The sequence below is a fragment of the Marinobacter litoralis genome (assembly GCF_016427555.1).
Classification (GTDB): Bacteria; Pseudomonadota; Gammaproteobacteria; order Pseudomonadales; family Oleiphilaceae; genus Marinobacter; species Marinobacter litoralis_A.
In genome coordinates, this window is the sequence record NZ_JAELVS010000001.1 from 1,372,194 (window position 1) to 1,390,483 (window position 18,290).

The following is an 18,290-nucleotide window of genomic DNA, read 5'->3' on the forward strand; positions in this document are numbered from 1 at the left end:
CGATTGCGCCCATACATGGGCATAGCCTGCTGACAGGAGAACAGGAAAGGAAAGCGAAATGGCTCTGGTTAATGTTGAGAAGAAAAATCACATCCTGCTGATCGGACTGAACCGCCCGGAAAAAATGAACGCCATGAACCGGGCCATGTATCACGAAATTGCTGCCGCCTATCACCAGCTGCAAAACGACCCGGAACTGCGCGTGGCGGTGATGTACGCCGAAGGTGATCACTTTACCAGCGGCCTGCAGCTGGACGACTGGGCGGAAGTCTTCGCCAATGGCAAGGGTATTGAAACCGCTGAAGGGGAGCTGGATCCATTTCATATCACGGGCGAAGGACTCACCAAGCCTGTGGTCTTCGCGGCCCAAGGCATTTGTTTTACCTGCGGTGTGGAAATGATGCTCAACACCGACATCCGCGTCGCCGCCAAAGGCACACGCTTTGCCCAGCTTGAAGTGCAGCGCGGCATCTTTGCGTGCGGCGGTGCCACCATTCGACTGCAGCGGGAAATCGGCTGGGGCAATGCTCAGCGTTACTTGCTAACGGGCGATGAATGGACGGCTGAGCAGGCCTATGAATGGGGTTTGATTCAAGAGCTGGTCGAGCCCGGCGAGCAGCTGAATAAGGCTCTGGAAATTGCCGAAAAGATCGCTAAAGCCGCACCACTGGGCGTTCAGGGTAGTTTGAAATCGTCCAAGATCGCCGTTAGCGAAGGCCAGGAGGCCGCTAAACAACGTTTGTTTCCCGACCTTGGTCCGGTGATGGCCAGTGAAGACGTCAAAGAAGGCATCCAATCGTTTCTGGAAAGAAGGGAAGCTGTATTCAAAGGAAAGTAAGAGTAAAGCTGGTTCCGGTTACTTGCCGGAACCAGCTCAAGGATCAGGCGGCGTCAGACTTAGGGGCTTTGGCGGCCGCAGCCACTTCAGCGGCGTAATCCGCATACTTGGCCATAAGCTCCGCCTTGCGGTCCGGGTCCCAGTTTATCTTCGACAAATCACCCTCGTAGTGATCAATCACCCGCTTATCCATCATCTCCGACCACCACTTCGGGAAATACGCCGGCAACAGCATTGACGCGTATCCGCTAGGCAACTGGGGCGCGTCCTCAAAGTGGCGCAATGCCTGGAAGCTCCGGCTTGGATGCGCGTGATGGTCAGAATGACGCTGCAATTGGTACAGGAACAAATTGGTCACGATATTGTTGCTGTTCCAACTATGTTCCGGCTTGGTTCTTTCGTACTTGCCATTCTCATTCTTCTGGCGCAGCAAGCCATAGTGCTCAATGTAATTCACGCTCTCAAGCAAACTGGCGCCATAGACAGCTTGCCCAGCCAGGAACGGAATCGCCCGCGGGCCGCAAATCAGCGTGGTGGCACCAAAGAATCCTGCGCTCATGGCCCATCCCTGTAGCAGCTCGTTGTCCAGGCTCCAGAAACTCTTACCCTTACGAGCCAAACGCGCCTTCTCGATCTTGACCGCCGACTTCAGGCCACCTACCACCGTGCGCGGTAGAAACTTCCAGAAACTTTCGCCCATCTTGCTGCTGGCGGGATCCTCCGGTGTGGCGACTCGTTTGTGATGGCCAAAATTGTGTTCAACCACAAAATGGGTGTAACCGGTAGGTGCCAGGGCCGCCATCGCCATCAGCTTGTTTAGCTTGTTTGATTTGTGGCCCAGTTCGTGAGCCGTGTTGATCCCGATGCCATTGATGGCTCCCACCGACAGGGTTAACCCGATTTTGTCTTCAAGTGGAACGTTTTTTCGGCTGGCCAACCAGGCACCCATAAAAGTCAGAACGTATTGGGTGGGAATAAACGCTTTAACGATTCGGTCGTAATACTTGTCGTGTTCCAGCGTTTTCACGGCGTCTTCGGGCGGGTTGCTTTTATCCACGCCTACTGCTCGGTCGAGGGCCGGAATAACGCCGTGAATCAAAATCGGCCCTGTCCACGCCAGTGCTTTCAGCTTTTTCGGAGCAATGGCATACGCGCCCAATGCGGCCACACCAATGCCGGGCAGTGCGGGGCCAAGTAACCACAAATACCGCTTAGGATCTTTCCAGTCTTTACCGGCCGGACGGGCAGATGAGTCTGGAGATGATTGAACTTTTGCATTCATAGCTGGCGCTCCCTCTTGTTCGTTGTTTGATTTAATTTATGTCGGACAATATGGCAATACAACAAGGTGCGAGTATTATGGCCTGTAATGATAAGTTCGGCAAATTGGCTTAAAGCGCAACGGTGGTCCATTCTTCGGATAATAAAAACAACAAGGACAGGTCGAAATGAGTGCTACAAATCCCGCTCGGGCGGTAATTTCCTGGAGTGCTCAGGAGTGGATACGAGAGTACATAAGAACAAAGCGGCAGGCGGAAATTGTGTATCAGGATCCGTCGGGACAAATGGTGGTGGTGCACGAAGTGTTGCACGACATTCTAAGTCGGGCGGGTCACGACTTTTTGGTATTGGGCACCGGAAAAGTGCTCGGTGTTGAACGGGTGCTGCTGATCGACGGCCAGGAGTTAACGAAACAGTAATTCTGCGGTAATTGCGCTCAAATGGCTGGGGCTCTACGCTAGAAACACTACAGTCATGTACCAACAGAAGGAAATGTTATGAACAAGCTTACACTAAGTGCACTGGCGCTCCTGATGACGCTTGGCCTTGCAGCTTGCAGTTCCGAAAGTGATGAAGGCGCTGATTTCGAGCAGGCCGGCGAAAACGCTGCGGAAATGATGGACGATGCCGCCGATTCTGCGGAAGAGGGTATGGAAGAAGCGACCGGTACAGACGAGAGCGCTCTGGGCGAAATTCAGGAAGGCTTTGAAGAAGCCGGCGACAAAATGGAAGAAGCCGCTGACGACACCAGCGATGCAATGGAAGAAGCTGCAGACGACGTTGCCAAATAAGTCTGTTGTATAAGCAGTTTGCGATAGGCGCCGTGAAGGCGCCTTTTTTGTGTCTGCTGCATATTGTCTTCCAGCGGTCACCAAACTGACACGAAATCGAGGCAAGCCTGTCATACTGAATAAGGACACTGATCTCTCGACAACGCCGGATGGCTCAATAATTCAAGAGAGAGAAAGTATGGCTAAGCACGATCTTGATTCCAATTATCTGGACCCTGACTACGAACCGGTGGTGAATCACGCCGGCAACCGTCCTTTCGATCAGGTGTTGACGACACGAATGCAGCGCCGCGCGGTCTTGAAAGGGTCGGTAGGCGCTGCGCTGGCCAGCTTGGTGGGTGTTGGGCTTGCGGGCTGTGGAAACAGTGATGATGATTCGTCGTCTGCACCTGAAGGCACCGGTGGCCCGGGTACTGACACGCCCGATCTTTCTATCGGCTTCAACGCGGTGCCCGTGTCGAATGCCAATCACGTGATTGTTCCGGAAGGTTACACCACGAAGGCGTTCCTGCCATGGGGCACTCCGATTACCGGTAGCTACCCGGCCTACAAAGCGGATGGCTCCAATACCGGTGCAGAACAAGAACAGCAAATGGGCATGCACCATGATGGCGTGCATTTCTTTCCCATTGATTTGAAAGCCGGGGGCAACAGTTCCGCCGAAGGATTGCTGGTGATGAACCATGAGTACATCAACCAGACGGCTTTGCATGCAAATGGAGCCACAAAAGCGGCCAGCAATGGCGGTGTGCGCCCTGCCGATGAAGTCCGTAAGGAAATTGCCGCGCACGGTGTGTCAGTGGTCCACATCAAGCAAGACGAAAACGGTACGTGGGATATTGTATTTGGCAGCCCGTTCAACCGGCGCGTTACCGGCGGCACTGAAATGGAAATACGAGGCCCGCTGCGAGGCTATCCAAAGTTGGCGACGAAATTCAGCCCCGGTGCCGAGCGCACTCGGGGAACTCTGAACAACTGCTCGATGGGACCAACGCCTTGGGGCACCTACCTGGCAGCGGAAGAAAACTGGCACGGCTACTTTGCCAATAAAACGCCGGGCGAACGCCCGCGCGAGCAGGTGCGCCACGGCGTGGACGGAACCTCCCGCTACGACTGGGAGCTGGCGGATAACGGTGCCGATGCCTATGTGCGCTTTGATGTAACGCCCAAGGCAGTCACGGCAACCGATGATTATCGCAACGAGGCCAATACCTTCGGTTACATGGTTGAAATTGATCCCTTTACACCGGAAAGCGCGCCTCAGAAACGCACGGCTCTCGGGCGTTTCGGTCATGAAGGCGTGATCTTTGCGCCGGTTAAGGAAGGGCAGCCGGTGGTGTGCTATTCCGGTGACGATTCCCGGTTCGAGTATATCTACAAGTTTGTCTCGTCCAAGCCATACTACGCGGCGACGGCAGGTGGATATTTGTTGGATGAAGGCACCCTGTACGTGGCGCGTTTTAACGACGATGGCTCCGGTGAATGGCTGCCGCTTGATCTGAGTGATGCCGATTTTGCCGCTAAGGTCACCGCTGCCAAGGGCACCACTGTCGGCACCATTGCGTTCGATGGTTTTGAGAATCAGGCAGATGTACTGCTGAACACCCGTTTGGCGGCGGATATTGCCGGTGCCACGCCGATGGACCGGCCAGAGTGGGGTGCCGTAGACCCGAATTCGGGCGAGGTGTATTTCACGCTGACCAATAACTCCAAACGCACCGAAGAACAAACCGACGCTGCCAACCCGATTGCCAATAACCAAAATGGTCACATCATTCGTTGGAAGGAAGCGGAGAATGACCACGCAGCCACCCGCTTTGATTGGGACATTTTCGTGTTTGCCGGCGAGCAAGGCACCAAAACGGTGGTTGATGGCGAGGAGGTTGTCACGTTGAACGACGACAACATCTTCAACAGCCCGGACGGTTTGTGGTTCGATTACAACGGCCGCTTGTGGATCCAGACAGACGGTCGGGATGAAGCGCCGTATCAGAACAACATGATGCTGGCTGCCAACCCGGAAACCCGTGAAATCAAACGCTTCTTCGTAGGGCCTCAAGGTTGCGAAGTAACCGGTGTCACCGGAACCCCCGACATGGCCACGATGTTCGTGAATATCCAGCACCCCGCAGCCAATTGGCCGGATGCCAAGGATCCAAGACCGCGGGATGCCACGGTGATCGTAACCCGCGACGACGGCGGGGTGATCGGAAGTTGATCCCGCCAACGTAAGGTTAGCGGCGCGGCTGGAACCTGGCGGGCTTTGCAAGCGAGCAAGCCCGCTATGCTAGACTTGGGAAAAACCACTTCTAGGAGCCGCGATCTTGGCCGAATCGGAATACATACCCCGCAACGACGAACCTCAACAACCCGCTAAGGATTCAGCACGTAACCTGGCAGTTGTCGTATACATCCTTCAGGCGTTGTCTTTCTTTCTTGGCGGCATCACCGGCTTGGTGGGGGTCATCGTCAATTACGTCAAACTGGACGATGTTCGTGGCACCTGGATTGAAAGCCATTTTCGGTGGCAAATCCGAACCTTCTGGATTGGTCTGCTGTGGACGGTGATTGGCATCGTTACCACGCCATTGATTATTGGGTGGTTCATCTTGCTGGGCACGTCCATCTGGGTCATCTATAAAATTGTCAAAGGCGCGTTGGCACTGAACGACCGGAAAACCGTGTAAACTTTTGCTGTTTGATTTGTAGCTCCCCGCTTCCCTTCTTTTCTCGACTCCGCCTCAACATTTGGGGCGAAGTTCGTTCATCGCTGCCTTCTATAAACGGCCGCCTCCAAATGTCGTAATGAAGTATTGTCTAACAGAAATGTAATGATCGATGTTTGGATGGCTTCGCGAGCTATGTCTATGCTGACTTCAGGTTATCTTAATGTAATAAAAAGGTTTTATTTTGAGGTTCGTGTCTCGGTTTTGGTTCGGATCGTCTGCTAGTGGCGCATCTGACGCAGGTAATAACCGTTTGGGTCAAAGGCCGAGGTTTGGGAATGGCCTAATATGACCGCCGTTCAAGGTTGAAAACTAATGTTCACAACAGTCAACAAGCACTAGGGAGCGTTTGAATGGTACGAAAGGATTTGTTAGCAGGGGCCGCAGTAGGGGTCTTCATCGCGTCGACACCTCATGCGGTGTACGCGCAGCCCGTTCAGCATGAAAGCGAGGTGTCCATTCTTGGTAGTTACATCGATCCGGACAGCGACCGCACCGATGAATACGGTACAGCGGTTCGCGGCATGTATAGTCATCGCCTGAGCAAGCACTGGTGGTTTGAACCCCAGTTTTTTATGGCGACTATAGAAACAGGAATTGACGGTGCCACCGACCATTACCAGCAGGGTGCAGGTGCTGATATAAACTACCGTTTGTTTGGTGCAGAGACCTTCAGCCCTTATGCTTCTCTTGGTGTGGGGGTTTCCCGAAACGATGTATTTAACAACAGCGCCAGTGAGTTTGATGGCTACGCGAACGCTGCCCTGGGGTTCATTACCTCGTCCTTTACGGCAACGGGCTTGCGTATGCGAGCTGAAGCTCGATATCTCTGGGATGCCTTCGAAGAAAACTACTCAGATCTGCATTTTAGTCTAGGCTTGACCGTTCCGATTGGCGCCACGCGCACCCGCATTGTTGAGAAAACGGTGGTCATCGAGAAGCCCGTCGTGGTTGAGAAAAGCCTGGCAGACTCAGACAGCGACGGCGTGGTTGATGGTGTTGACCAGTGCCCGAACACGCTGGAAGGTCTGGAAGTAAACGCGGTTGGTTGTGTCGAAACCACTCAAGCCCAAACGGTGGTACTGCAAGGCGTTACTTTCGAGTTTAACTCGGATCGCCTGACTGCGAATGCCCGGGACATTCTGATCAGCACGGCTGACGCGTTAAAAGGCCAGCCGGATCTGAAAGTGGAACTGGCCGGTTACACCGATAGCCAGGGTTCCGCAGCCTACAATCGAAAGCTATCGAAAGAACGTGCGAACGCAGTTCGCAATTATCTATTGGATCTGGGCGTTGCTCCTGAGCAGCTAACGGCCAACGGCTATGGTGAGGCCAATCCGATACGCAGTAACGACACTGAGGAAGGTCGTGAACGTAACCGCCGCGTTGAATTTAATGTGATCTCGGTGACGGCCGGGGAGGGTGTTTGATCATGAAGTTGAGTAACCTGAATTTCCCTTTGATCCTGTTGCTGACAGCGTTGCTGTCGTTGGCAGGCTGTGAGGCAGATAGCTCTGGCTCCGGCACAAGTGCAAATGGTACCGAGCAGGTTGATTCGGACGGTGACGGTATTCCAGACAACGAAGATTCTTGCCCGAATGCCGGCAACGACGGCGTGGATGCTGATGCGGACGGTATTGATGACGCCTGTGACGGCGAAACCTCCAATCAGGACGATATTGATGGTGACGGCGTTCTCAATGGTGTGGATAACTGCCCGTTGATTCCGAACCCGGACCAGCTGAACACAGATCGTGATTTATTCGGCGATGCCTGCGATATCGATTCCGATGGCGACGGTGTTGACGACAAGGTAAAAAATGACGATGGCAGCTACACCGATACGGGCGCCGATAACTGTCCGTTGATCGCCAATGCGTCTCAGGCTGACCGTGACAGTAATGGTGTTGGTGATGCCTGTGATACCGATGCAGACGGAGATGGGGTGCCCGATAAAGCCCTGGATGAGGCTACCGGCCAGTTTTCGGTGATCGATCCGGCTAACGGTGGCGATAACTGCCCACTGGAAGCGAATGCGGGTCAGGAAGATACGAATGGCGACGGCGTAGGTGATGCGTGTTCTGCCGACAAGGACGAAGATGGAGACGGTGTGGTTACTGGCGACAATTGCCCGACGGTGTCCAATCCGAACCAGGAAGATACCGATTCTGATGGCACTGGCGATGCCTGTGATGTGGATATGGATGGCGACGGTGTCGATGATAAAATCGAAATAGCCGGTAACTTCAGTCCTAAGCTGATTGATCCGGACAACTGTCCATACGTGCCTAACGGTGCAGATCAAGCAGGCGTTGACGGCGTAGGTAATCAGACCGACACCGACGGTGACGGCGTGGGTGACGCGTGTGATCGAGTCAATAACATCGAGTTTGCGTGCGGTGTTGGAGAACAGTTCACGCCGATGTTGGCTAGCGACAGCCAGATTGCTGCGGTGGCTTCCGTAGACGAGTCCGCTTGCTTGTTACCTGCTTTGGGTGGCCTGCTGTGCAACGTTAGCAATGAAGGCAATGTGATTGATGATGACCTCGCCAATTTTGCGACCATTCAGAACACCAACTTGCTTGGTCTTTCGAACGTTAGCCTCCGCGTAGCGGCCACCTCCGGTTTTGCCTACCCTGGCCAAAACGTGATTGGTGTGTCGATTGCAGAAGCTCCTCAATTGGTTCAATTGGGCCTGCTGACCAACGGTGGTTTGAAAGTACGAACCCTGTTGGATGGTGAAATTCAGGAAGAATCCGATGGCCAGGTAGGTTATGAGCTGGATCTGCTAGGCATCTCGGGTCTTTTGGGCGGCGATGAGGTTGGTTTCCTGGTGTTCCAGACTTCCAAGCGCTTTGATTCGGTGGAAGTGGTCAGTGGCGGGTTCCAGCTGCTGTCATTGTTGGATGAATTCAACGTACACGCCGTGTGCGCGTCCAAAACCGAGGTTCAGGTACCTTAAGGGCAGCCTGAATCACGCAAAAAAGGCCGGCAATTTGAGGCTGTGTAAAAACACGATTTACATAGCTTCTGAGCAGGCCCACAAAATGCCTCGGACATCGTCCGGGGCATTTTTGCTTTCAGTCAGCCTATATTTATAGGCAATAAAGAGGCCTAAGTGCCTCAAGCCAGCCTTGCCAGCATACCCTTTACGCCCAGCACGTTGATCGCCCGCATCAGGTTGTAACTCAGCACCCCCAGACTGTATTCACTACTGGCAGAACTCAGACCCCAGCAGGTAAATCTCCCTTTATTCAGCATTCTCTTGAGTGTAGCGAAGGTCGGCTCAACGGTAGCCATTCGACGGATCATCCGCTCTACAGCAGGGCAGAGGTAAGCGTCCTCTTCGGGCAAATAGGTGAAGTCACGTTTCTGGAAGTACTCGCCGTTTCCCTGATTGTTGACCGCTCGGTTCGATGGCACTGCCACATCGTACCCAGAAGACTGAAGCTCTTTGATCTGCTGACCGTTGGAGTAGCCGGCATCGGCAACGAGGGTTTCTAGTCCGCCCTCCAGTACATCATGGGTCTCTTGGGCGATCGGTTTCAGTAGCTGGTTATCGCTATCTGCCTGTGTCAGGTCGTGGTGAACGATCAGCGGCCGCTTTGAACTTGCTGCCATCAATCGCCACCAACTGGCCGCTGACCAGTCCTGCCTGTTTGCAGAACACAATGAACTGCCGGCACACCTTCTTGACCGCGTCACCGTTATCTTTACGGAAGTCCGCAATGGTCTTGAAATCCGGTGCTAGCTGCTTCATCAGCCAGAGCACTTCCAGGTTGCGATGACATTCTTTTTCCAGCCGTCGGGTACTGCTGGTCTGGTTGAGGTAGGCGTAATATAAAGCTTGAGCAAATCGCCGGGATGGTAAGGGCGGCGGCCGGTATGGGCCGTCTGAGCTTTCCTGACCCCCATCTCTGACAAATTCAGTGAATCCACAAACGCATCAATGACGCGAACCGGGTGATCTTCGGGGACATAATCTTCAACGCTGGGTGGGAGTAACAGCGCCTGGCTTCGAGGGGTGCCTTCAAGATGCCTCATAAAAAATAACCGCGAGCCATGTCGCGGTTATTTTGCCAGCTTCGGAGGCTGTTTTCACACAGCCTCAATTTGCCGGCCTTTTTGTTGTTTGTTGGACACTCGGACTCAGCCCTCTGTCACCTCATCCAGCCGCATCGCGCTGATCATGCCCGCAAACCCCATCAAGCCCAGCACGATAATCACCGCGACATTGGAGATCAGCGAGATTGCCGCCGTGAGCCCACCGGTTGCCAATAGCAAAATGCCGATCACGGTGTTGCTGACCGAGGTGTAATCGGTGCGTTTGTTGCCGCCGGCCATATCCACCAGATAGGTTTTACGGCCAAGGCGAACACCCGCGTGAGCAATACTGAGAATGAAAAACGCAATCGGGTAAAACCAGGCACCACCGAAGCCGGGGCCGAACACCAGCGCCAGACAACCCACAGCAACGCATATACCGCTGGCCATGGCTGCACCACGGATCATCACGCGGCGGCTGGAGGTGTCGGCCGCCCAGCCCCAGAAGCTGGCACTGAGAGAGCTGGCCAGGCTGCTGGCAAGCAGGAACACCCCGAGCATCCAGCCGATGTCTGATTCTTTTTGAGCCAGCACCACGAAGTAGGGCGAGGCCAGGGCAGAGCACAGCAGCAAGGCCCGGGTAATCACGAAGTTTCGGAACAAGGTGTCGGTGCGCAACAAAGACAGGCTTTTGAATGCTTCCGCCAACGCGTTGCCGCCGCCATCGGTTTCGCCCGCGTATTCTTCTACCCCGGCGAACAGAAAACCGGCGATGATCCACATGCTGGCGGCAAGCAATAATAGCAGTGTGTAAAAACCAATGGTCGGGTCGCCCCGGTCCCAGAATAGCAGCGCGGTCAGAATTACGGTTGCCGTGCCGCCCAGTGTGCTGGCCAGGCCCGACAGTCGGCCCCTGCGGGTTTTGGGGATGCATTTGCCCTGCACATCTTTCATGGAGACGGAGCAAAAGCCTCGGGATAAAGAGAATACGATGAGAGCGGCAACAATGCCGCCACCTGCGGCGTAGCCCTCAAGAAACCAGACACTGGCCGCCATGGCCATAACACTCACGGCCTGCCCGAAACTGCCCAGCGTCCAGAACCATTTACGCACGGCCTTGCGCCTAACCCAGGCCCCGATCACCATTTGCGGCACCATCGAACCGGATTCACGAATGGGCACCAGCCAGGCCACCAGTGCCGGAGCACCGACCGCGCTCATCAGCCAGGCCAGAACCGTTTTCGGGCTGATTAACAGGTCACCCAGCTTGGTCAGTACGTTACTGAACAGGATCAGGAAAAAGTTGCGCGGTACTTCCCGGCAGGCTTCGGCGGGGATGTCTTTACAAACACGGGCATCTTCTTCGTTGGCGATCAGGCTGTATAACTGATCAATTGAATAGGAAGATTTTTCGGACAAGGTGGCTACTCCGGCGAAGGGTTTCGCCAAGCATAGCAGGAGCCGGGAAGTTGCTTAAGGGTGGGTTCGTGCTGTGGCGGCTGACTACACCAAATGATGATCCCAATACAGCGGCAGCTGGGCAATGTCCACAGCTGGCTGCTGTGCGCCAATTCTAACCAGCTTGCCTTGGCCCGAGGAGATCAGGAAGTCACCGCCAGCCAGGGCCTGCACACCCGAACAATCAGGAATCGAGGCTTTTGCCAGCAGCTTTCCGGTACTGCCTTGAAAAACCACGGCTGTGCCACCGACTGGAGAGGCGGCCGCGACCAGATCGTTCTCAGGATGGGCGATCACGCTGGCTATGTAGTTGGCGAGGCCCGCTTGGGTTTCATCGTCAAAACGGATTTCCCGCAATCGGTTGTTTTCCATTCGGGCAAGCAAGGCTGGCATTTCGTGTCTTGGGCCTTGGTGTTGGTAGGCGACATAGACTTTGCCGGAGGGATGAACGTCCAAATGCCTAAGGCTCTGCTGATGGTGGCTCGGGTTCAGGCGGCCAACAATCTCTCCGGAGCGACGGTTCATCAGAATCAGGGCCGGTGCCATGGTGTCGAGATTGAGCTTGAGCCGGTCATAATCCGGGTGAGTGAGAATGCCGCCCAAGGCGATGGCGAGGGTTTCACCGTCAGGGTGCAGGGTAATCTGGTGCGGGCCGATACCAGCCAGCTCGAAGGTGTTTACCCGTTGGTAATTTTGTTCGGCATCGTAGACCGCGATGATCCCTTCGCCGGGCTCGTACCGGCTGGCGGTGGCATACAACCAGCGCCCATCCGGGGAGAACACGCCGTGGCCGACAAAGTGTTCGCCTTCAGCGGCATCAATATGGTGAAGGCGCTTTCCGGTAGAGGCATCCAACACATAGAAGCTCCATCCCGGCCGACGTTCGAAGAACACCAATTGGTTATTCACAGGGCGTGTGCAGCCGCTATGACAACGGGTAGCCACGGGGGACACCCAAAGCGGCTGGCCGCTCAGGTCGAAGGCGCTAACGCCAAAGGTTCCATCGGGTTTACCCACCGCTGCCGAATACAGTTCTGGGTTGAACCCGGACTTTCGCGGCAATAGCGTACAGCCACCCAGGCTTAATGCGGCACTGCCGGCAAGCGCGGCTTTCAGGAGTTGGCGTCTGTCCATCATGGAAGGCTCTTTAGTCACCGTCGCTGGAATTGAAGCCCCGAACTACACCCAAAGCAACGGCGGCTTGGTCGTTGAACAGTGTCGTGAGCTGAGAAACGTCAACGTACAACCCTTGCAGGGTACGAAATGCGTTGTCGTCGGACAGCAGCGTGGCCATCGGGCGGTCCGCTCCCGGAAAGTTATCCAGTGCCGCTTCAAACTGTCGCTGGATTCGCTGGGCCAATGGTGCTTCACCCTTTTGTTCCAGCAGTTTCAGAAATTCAGGTAGAAAATGTTGCTGCAGCCCGCGTAGGGTGGCTTCCACGGATAACGCACTGGTGCCACTGCGCCAGGCATCGGTGATGTAAGGGTTGCGTTTGCCGTTGCCGCGCAGCCCCATGGGTTTTGCTAAACGCTTCTCCTCAAGAATCTCCAGTGCGGCCATGGCCGACTTGAGGGTGGAAACCTGATAGGCCTCGGTGTTGAGGTAGGGCGTTTTGAAGCTGTGCCAGTCGTCGCTGAGCTGTTTACTGTTTTCAGCAATATGTCGGGTAACGGTGGTCAAAAGCGCGCAGCTGTGCGGAGCGGGCAGCGCGTTTTTACTGTTAGATAAAGCCTCATCGAACAGCAGGTATTCCAGCATCGGAAAACCCTGAACCGCCACGCCGGATTGTTCAATAAGGTCAGCGGTAATGGGCTGGTCCGAATTCGTCAGGTAGCCGGCTTTGCGGGCAACCAGATTTTTCGGGTCTGGCCAGAATTGAAATTGCCAGGCCAGATTGTTGTTTTCTACCGGCCCGAAATCGACAAAGCGCACCTGCTGCCAAGCCATAAAGGCATCGCGCCAGTGTTGCTCGAGCTGCGCCCTGAGCTGTTCGTCGGGTGCTGTGCAGTAACTGCTGGCGTGCTCGGCAAGCTGCGTGGTTTCCTCGGCGAGCAAGTCATAACCTGATTGAATTGCTGCGTGCCAGCCTGCACGCGTATTTTGTGGCCCATCCATCGGTGCATCCGCGAAACTGAGAGAGGCGGCAACGGCGAGGGTTGAAGCGCAGAAGGCTCGAATGATGGGCTGCATGGCAACTCCTTAAAGCGAATTGAGGAAATCGATCAGCGCTTGTCGGTCAGCGGCTGACAGTTGGCGGTATCGATCCGCTGCGGCTTGTGCTTCGCCTCCGTGCCAAAGAATGGCTTCTTCCGGTGTGCGGGCACGGCCGTCGTGCAAGAAGCCTGCTTGTGGATTCACCACGTTCGCCAGTCCCGTGCCCCATAGAGGCGGTGTGCGCCATTCGTTACCGTCGGCCAGAAATTCGTCACGCCCGTCTGCCAGTGCTGGCCCCATGTCGTGTAACAACAGATCGGTATAAGGCCAGATCGTCTGATTACTGAGGTCGGGGCGGTCGGCGACCTGGCCCGTGGTGTGTTTTGGCGTGTGGCAAGCCGCACAGCCAATTTTGTTAAAACGCTTGGCGCCTTGCTGAACGGTTTCCTGATCCAGATTGCGTCGGGCCGGAACAGCCAGGCTCTTGGCGTAGAAGGTCACAAAACCGGCGATTTTGTCGGTGACTTCCGGTGCACCGCCATCGGCGAATTGCTCGCACTTTTGTTCGGGCGTGCAGTCGGTGGCAGGTTTGATGCTGGAGGTCAGCCCCATGTCGCCGGCGAATGCGCCCATGCTCTGTTGATGCACATTCGGCTCAGCAGACTTCCAGCCGAAACGGCCCGGCACGGTCTGGAGGGTTGCCAAATCCCAAACCTGATTCAGTTTGCCGGAAACGCCATCTTTGTCTTTGTCATTCGGATCGGCCAAGGCCTCGAGATCGCTGACCGGAATCGCTTCCAGTAAGCCCATACCGATCATTTGCGGTGCCACGCGGGGAGAGATCAACAGATCTTCCGGCAGTGGGCCGTAATTGGGGGTATCGATGTGATACACCGGTTTTCGCAAAGAAACCTGATGGCCATCGGGAAAGGTCTCGGTGACCGATTGCCACTCGATGCGTAAGCTGGCTTCGGGTTTGGCCGCTGGCAGAGCAGCGGTCTGGAGCTGAGCACCGTAAACGGGAGCCGGTTTGAATCCCTGTGTGCGCAGAATGTCTGCGTCTTTCAGAGGGTCGGCAGGTACCGCCAATCGAAGGAACAGTGATACGGGTGGCTCGTCTACACCCGGTGAATGGCCGCGGCCATCTTTGATGTGACAACCCTGGCAGGAATTGGTGTTGAACAGTGGCCCAAGACCGTCGCGGGCATCGGTGCTGGCGGGGGCTTCAACCCAGGGGTTCCGGAAGAAGCTGTTACCCACGCTGAAATCCAGCCGTTTGGTCATCGACAAGTTGGCTTGGGGCAGCGAGTAGGCATTGGTGTCGGCTTGCTGAACTGTGCCTTCACCACCGGTGTTCGGAGTGGTTTGTATCGGGTAGCCAGCGTGGCTGGCGGCAAAAACGGGAACGCTGGCCATGGCCAGCGCTCCCCAGATCAGTACGTGTTTCATCGTGCCTCAGAATGCGTGGCCGGCATCGTCAGGGGACAAGGCTTCAATGCCAAGCTGGCGTGCGGCTTGTTCAATGGAACCGGTCTGTTCAACAAGTGCCATGATCGCATTGTTGACGATTTGTGCACCCTCGGTGTTGCCCGGAGCGATCATAGTATCAAAAGCCATTGGGTTGTCGCTGCTTTCAGCGTGTGCCTTTAGCTGCCCCAAGGCCTTCATGGACGCATCCAGCTGAGCGTTCAGGCGGGCGTCCAGTTCAGGATTGTTGGCTTCGACCAGATCTGACAGCGACGGGCCACTGACCAAACTGCCATCTACCCGGCGGTAGGTGCCGGTATAAACGTTCTGAATGCCCTGACCGTTGTAGTAATGGGAGTTGTGAGTATTGTCGCTGAAGCAATCGTGCTCGTCTTCGTAAGAATTGGCTTCCAGAGCCACTTTCATACGCTCGCCCGCCAGTTCACCCAGAGACAAAGAGCCCATGCCAAACAGCATTTTCTGAACCGCTTCGTTCACATCGCCGTTTGTCAGCTCACTGCGGTAGTTGTTTTCGTTACCCGGAGCCCATTGCGCCACCATCCACTCAAGGTCGGTAACCAGCAGATCTGTTACCGCGTCCAGGTATTCACCGCGGCGCTCACAGTTGCCGTTGGTGCAATCAGAACCTGTTGCGTAATCGGTAACCGGACGTTCACCGGCACCTTGCTCGAAGCCATGCTGGTCCTGGCCCCATAGCAGGAATTCCACCGCGTGGTAGCCCGTGGCCACGTTGGCTTCGGAACCGCCAATTTCGTTCAGGTTGGCGAGCAGTTCCGGCGTTAATACCGTGGTATCCAGAGTTTCTCCGCCCACGTTCACGCGAGTGTTGCCAATGATGTTGGCCGTGGCACCCGCGTTACCCAGTTCGTACTGGTAATCGTCGGCTTTGACGTAATCGATCAGGCCTTCATCCAGCGGCCAGGCGTTCAACTGACCTTCCCAGTCATCTACCACGGTGTTGCCGAAGCGGAAAACTTCCGTTTGCTGGTAGGGCACCCGGGCAGCTAGCCAGGCTTCTTTGGCCGCTTGCAGATTCGCTTCGGTGGGGTTGGCGATCAGTTGGTCGGTGGCTTTATCCAACGCTTTAGCGGTGATCAGGGCATCCTGGTAATTAGCGTGTGCCACATCTGCATAATGAGTAACCACAGAGGCTTTGGTGACCGGTTCAGGCTGGGCTGCAGTATTCGTGAAGGCGCAACCGGTGGAAAGCGTGGCGGCAATGGTGATGGCCAGTGGAGCCGGGCGGAACAAAGCGGTCATGAAGAACTCCGTGTAACGTAGACGTGGTTGGTAATAGGAAGTATTAGCGTTTGCATTATGAGGTGCCTGATCACTTTGACGCAAGAAAATTTTGCTGATGCTGCGAAGAGCGACCGTTGGTGTTGTTTGTCACCGATGACTGCGGCTTAATGGACGGCTGAAATCAGGAGCCCGATATGTTGAGTTACCTTCACGCCTTCCACGCTGGAAACTTTGCAGATGTTCAAAAGCATGCGGCATTGACCTTGGCGTTGACCATGATGCAAGCCAAGAAAACGGCTATTGCTTGTTTCGACACGCACGCCGGCAGTGCGCTGTACGATTTGACCAGCGAACGTTCCAGAAAGACCGCCGAAGCGGATGCCGGTATCCACCGCTTGTGGTCGATACGAGGACAGCTGACATCGCCAGACTGGCAACCTCTGGTTGAGTTGCTGGGCAGCTTGAACCAAGGCTCGGAAACCTTGTCGCTGTACCCCGGTTCGCCGGCCTGGTTGGCGAATTTTGGCCGGCCCGGGGATTCGGTCACCGCGTTCGAGTTGCACCCCAGCGAAGGCCGGCATCTGGAGAATTGGGCTGACAAGAGCGGTGTTCGCGTTGTGAATCAAGACGGACTGAAAGGACTGTTAAAGTGTTTGCCTCCTGCCCAGCCCAGATTACTGACCTTGATTGATCCGTCCTATGAAGTAAAAGATGAATACGCTCAGGTCGCGAAGACCTTGGGCCAAGCTTGGAAGAAATGCCGCCACGGCGTGTATCTGATCTGGTATCCCATATTGACCAGCGGTCTTCAGCAACAATTGATTGCAGGCGTGGAAAGCAGTGGCGTTCGTAAAGTGCTGCGCAGCGAAGTGATGCTCGATCAACCGCCCGAAAGGGGAATGGTGGGTTCGGGCATGTTGGTGGTCAATCCGCCCTGGGGCTTTGATCAGCGCCTCAGCGATATGCTGGCGGAGCTTGAAGGCGAAGCTAGACTAGGAATGTCGGCCAGTCTTTCCTGGCTGGTCCCCGAGTAGAAAGAAGGGAGAGGTTTTTTGGCGACGGAAACGGATAGTGAGCACGCTTGCCTGCCCGGTGGTTTGATTCCACTCGATCAGTGGAGTACGCCCGATATATCGGTGCACAAATCACTGCGTGCGGGGTTCAAGGACATACTGGAACAATTGCGTTCGGGGCTCACACCTGAAAGCGAAGCGTTCGAAAGCCTGGATGACTTGCCTTCCTTGCCAGCGAATAAGCTGAAGCGATATGCGCCCGAACCGGATGCCTCAGTTTTGGCATCGGCGATCCTGAAAGAGCTTGGAGCGCTGAGCCAACAAGGTTTGCACAATCGTCAGGTGAGTTTTATCGTCGCGCCGCCGTTTTCGGGGGTATCGGAGGCACTGTTGACCTTGCCGGCCCGTGTCATCGAAGCGCCGGATAACTTATTGATGAGCGAGCAAGAGGCCGATCATTGGTGGGACGAGCAGCTAGGCGAGGATGACTGGGTGCTGCCCGAGCTTGCCAGCTTCTGGTTGCGCCACCGGTCGGGGTTGCAGCTGTTGAAGTCGTTCTTCGCCCGCATTGCACAGGATAGTGCAGGCCGCGGTATCGTGGCGTGTTCGAGTTGGTGCTGGCAATTCTGGATCAGGTATTGGCCAGAGATTCACGTTGGGCCCTTAACCTTGGCGCCGTTGGATTCGGAACGTCTCACCGGCTGGCTGGATTTTTTGGCCCGTGGTGGCAACGGCCGGTCAATGACGGCGCGGATGACCAACGACGGTTACTATGTGTTGCCACCCAAGACCGACGAATCCAAAGAAAAATACAGTTGTTTTGCGCAGGATCTCGCCAACGCAGCCAGAGGAAACCGGGGCGTTGCGCACGCAATTTGGCAACGAGCGTTGCGCGCCAAACCGGAAGAAGATGCCGAACAGGATGACGATGGCACCAGCAAAACCGCTGAGTGCTGGGTAGTACCGTTTGACCAGTTAAGTCTGCCGGGCGTGCCTCAGGGGTCTGGCCAGCAGGCGGGTATAGTGTTGCACGCGATCATGTTGCACAGCAGTTTAACCCTTGACTCCCTTGAGCGGGTGACAGGCATTGCCCCCGTTGAGCTTAAATTACTGTTGTCCCGGTTTCTTCGGGCAGAGCTGGTGGTGCAGGATGAAAACACGAGGGCGTATCGGCCCACCCCGTTGGGATACCCGGCGGTCCGCAAATATTTGCAGGCACGCGGATTCTCGGTAGACGGATTCTAGGAGCACAAA

The 18,290-nt window shown here is 55.4% G+C and carries 15 protein-coding genes and 1 pseudogene; 9 read left to right on the forward strand and 7 right to left on the reverse strand.

Annotated elements, in window-relative coordinates:
* Positions 1-58: 58 nt before the first annotated feature.
* Positions 59-838 carry a crotonase/enoyl-CoA hydratase family protein gene (locus JAO79_RS06405; protein ID WP_199006303.1) on the forward strand — a complete coding sequence of 260 codons (780 nt, stop codon included), beginning with the start codon at positions 59-61 and terminating at the stop codon, positions 836-838.
* Between the two features lie 43 nt (positions 839-881).
* On the opposite strand, the gene JAO79_RS06410 is transcribed toward JAO79_RS06405, so the two are convergent.
* A complete protein-coding gene (locus JAO79_RS06410; protein ID WP_199006305.1) occupies positions 882-2,120 on the reverse strand; it encodes an alkane 1-monooxygenase in 1,239 nt (412 codons plus the stop codon).
* A 166-nt stretch (positions 2,121-2,286) separates the two neighbouring features.
* Here JAO79_RS06410 and JAO79_RS06415 point away from each other — a divergent pair, with 166 nt between their 5' ends.
* The 6 genes from JAO79_RS06415 (at position 2,287) to JAO79_RS16550 (ending at position 8,598) form a co-directional block, all read left to right on the forward strand.
* A complete protein-coding gene (locus JAO79_RS06415) occupies positions 2,287-2,538 on the forward strand; it encodes a hypothetical protein (protein WP_199006307.1) in 252 nt (83 codons plus the stop codon).
* Between the two features lie 78 nt (positions 2,539-2,616).
* Complete coding sequence (locus tag JAO79_RS06420; protein WP_199006309.1) at positions 2,617-2,910, forward strand: hypothetical protein; 294 nt, start codon at positions 2,617-2,619, stop codon at positions 2,908-2,910.
* A gap of 178 nt (positions 2,911-3,088) precedes the next feature.
* On the forward strand, positions 3,089-5,128 hold the full coding sequence (locus JAO79_RS06425) for a PhoX family protein (RefSeq protein WP_199006311.1): 2,040 nt from the start codon (positions 3,089-3,091) through the stop codon (positions 5,126-5,128).
* A 106-nt stretch (positions 5,129-5,234) separates the two neighbouring features.
* Positions 5,235-5,597, forward strand: a complete 363-nt coding sequence (locus tag JAO79_RS06430) for a DUF4870 family protein (protein ID WP_199006312.1) — start codon at positions 5,235-5,237, stop codon at positions 5,595-5,597.
* 392 nt (positions 5,598-5,989) lie between these two features.
* Positions 5,990-7,066 carry an OmpA family protein gene (locus tag JAO79_RS06435; protein WP_199006314.1) on the forward strand — a complete coding sequence of 359 codons (1,077 nt, stop codon included), beginning with the start codon at positions 5,990-5,992 and terminating at the stop codon, positions 7,064-7,066.
* Between the two features lie 2 nt (positions 7,067-7,068).
* Positions 7,069-8,598, forward strand: coding sequence for a thrombospondin type 3 repeat-containing protein (locus tag JAO79_RS16550; protein WP_199006316.1), 1,530 nt, complete (start codon positions 7,069-7,071; stop codon positions 8,596-8,598).
* A 161-nt stretch (positions 8,599-8,759) separates the two neighbouring features.
* Here JAO79_RS16550 and JAO79_RS06445 read toward each other — a convergent pair.
* The 6 genes and pseudogenes from JAO79_RS06445 to JAO79_RS06470 all read right to left on the reverse strand — a co-directional run bounded on the left by JAO79_RS06445 (position 8,760) and on the right by JAO79_RS06470 (position 16,041).
* Positions 8,760-9,680 (reverse strand): annotated as a pseudogene (locus tag JAO79_RS06445) (transposase).
* A 105-nt stretch (positions 9,681-9,785) separates the two neighbouring features.
* Positions 9,786-11,099 (reverse strand): MFS transporter, encoded by a 1,314-nt coding sequence (locus JAO79_RS06450; RefSeq protein WP_199006317.1) that lies wholly within the window; start codon positions 11,097-11,099, stop codon positions 9,786-9,788.
* Between the two features lie 84 nt (positions 11,100-11,183).
* Positions 11,184-12,275 (reverse strand): DUF1513 domain-containing protein, encoded by a 1,092-nt coding sequence (locus tag JAO79_RS06455; RefSeq protein WP_199006318.1) that lies wholly within the window; start codon positions 12,273-12,275, stop codon positions 11,184-11,186.
* A 10-nt stretch (positions 12,276-12,285) separates the two neighbouring features.
* Positions 12,286-13,329 (reverse strand): imelysin family protein, encoded by a 1,044-nt coding sequence (locus JAO79_RS06460; protein WP_199006320.1) that lies wholly within the window; start codon positions 13,327-13,329, stop codon positions 12,286-12,288.
* Between the two features lie 9 nt (positions 13,330-13,338).
* A complete protein-coding gene (locus JAO79_RS06465) occupies positions 13,339-14,742 on the reverse strand; it encodes a di-heme oxidoredictase family protein (RefSeq protein ID WP_199006321.1) in 1,404 nt (467 codons plus the stop codon).
* Positions 14,743-14,748: 6 nt separating this feature from the next.
* Positions 14,749-16,041: an imelysin family protein gene (locus tag JAO79_RS06470; protein WP_199006323.1), complete on the reverse strand. Its 1,293-nt coding sequence runs from the start codon at positions 16,039-16,041 to the stop codon at positions 14,749-14,751.
* A gap of 176 nt (positions 16,042-16,217) precedes the next feature.
* Here JAO79_RS06470 and JAO79_RS06475 point away from each other — a divergent pair, with 176 nt between their 5' ends.
* The gene (locus JAO79_RS06475) at positions 16,218-17,057 is read left to right on the forward strand and encodes a 23S rRNA (adenine(2030)-N(6))-methyltransferase RlmJ (RefSeq protein WP_199006325.1); all 840 of its coding nucleotides are present in this window, start codon (positions 16,218-16,220) and stop codon (positions 17,055-17,057) included.
* Positions 17,058-17,075: 18 nt separating this feature from the next.
* Positions 17,076-18,281, forward strand: coding sequence for a hypothetical protein (locus JAO79_RS06480; protein ID WP_199006326.1), 1,206 nt, complete (start codon positions 17,076-17,078; stop codon positions 18,279-18,281).
* The last annotated feature ends 9 nt before the right edge of the window (positions 18,282-18,290 follow it).

What these genes read in the sequence shown, in the direction of transcription:
- JAO79_RS06410 (WP_199006305.1), bottom strand. Translation starts at nt 2,120, where the DNA reads ATGAATGCAAAAGTTCAATCATCTCCAGACTCATCTGCCCGTCCGGCC.
- JAO79_RS06420 (WP_199006309.1), top strand. Translation starts at nt 2,617, where the DNA reads ATGAACAAGCTTACACTAAGTGCACTGGCGCTCCTGATGACGCTTGGC.
- JAO79_RS06470 (WP_199006323.1), bottom strand. Translation starts at nt 16,041, where the DNA reads ATGACCGCTTTGTTCCGCCCGGCTCCACTGGCCATCACCATTGCCGCC.
- JAO79_RS16550 (WP_199006316.1), top strand. Translation starts at nt 7,069, where the DNA reads ATGAAGTTGAGTAACCTGAATTTCCCTTTGATCCTGTTGCTGACAGCG.
- JAO79_RS06425 (WP_199006311.1), top strand. Translation starts at nt 3,089, where the DNA reads ATGGCTAAGCACGATCTTGATTCCAATTATCTGGACCCTGACTACGAA.
- JAO79_RS06415 (WP_199006307.1), top strand. Translation starts at nt 2,287, where the DNA reads ATGAGTGCTACAAATCCCGCTCGGGCGGTAATTTCCTGGAGTGCTCAG.
- JAO79_RS06465 (WP_199006321.1), bottom strand. Translation starts at nt 14,742, where the DNA reads ATGAAACACGTACTGATCTGGGGAGCGCTGGCCATGGCCAGCGTTCCC.
- JAO79_RS06435 (WP_199006314.1), top strand. Translation starts at nt 5,990, where the DNA reads ATGGTACGAAAGGATTTGTTAGCAGGGGCCGCAGTAGGGGTCTTCATC.
- JAO79_RS06475 (WP_199006325.1), top strand. Translation starts at nt 16,218, where the DNA reads ATGTTGAGTTACCTTCACGCCTTCCACGCTGGAAACTTTGCAGATGTT.
- JAO79_RS06460 (WP_199006320.1), bottom strand. Translation starts at nt 13,329, where the DNA reads ATGCAGCCCATCATTCGAGCCTTCTGCGCTTCAACCCTCGCCGTTGCC.
- JAO79_RS06455 (WP_199006318.1), bottom strand. Translation starts at nt 12,275, where the DNA reads ATGATGGACAGACGCCAACTCCTGAAAGCCGCGCTTGCCGGCAGTGCC.
- JAO79_RS06405 (WP_199006303.1), top strand. Translation starts at nt 59, where the DNA reads ATGGCTCTGGTTAATGTTGAGAAGAAAAATCACATCCTGCTGATCGGA.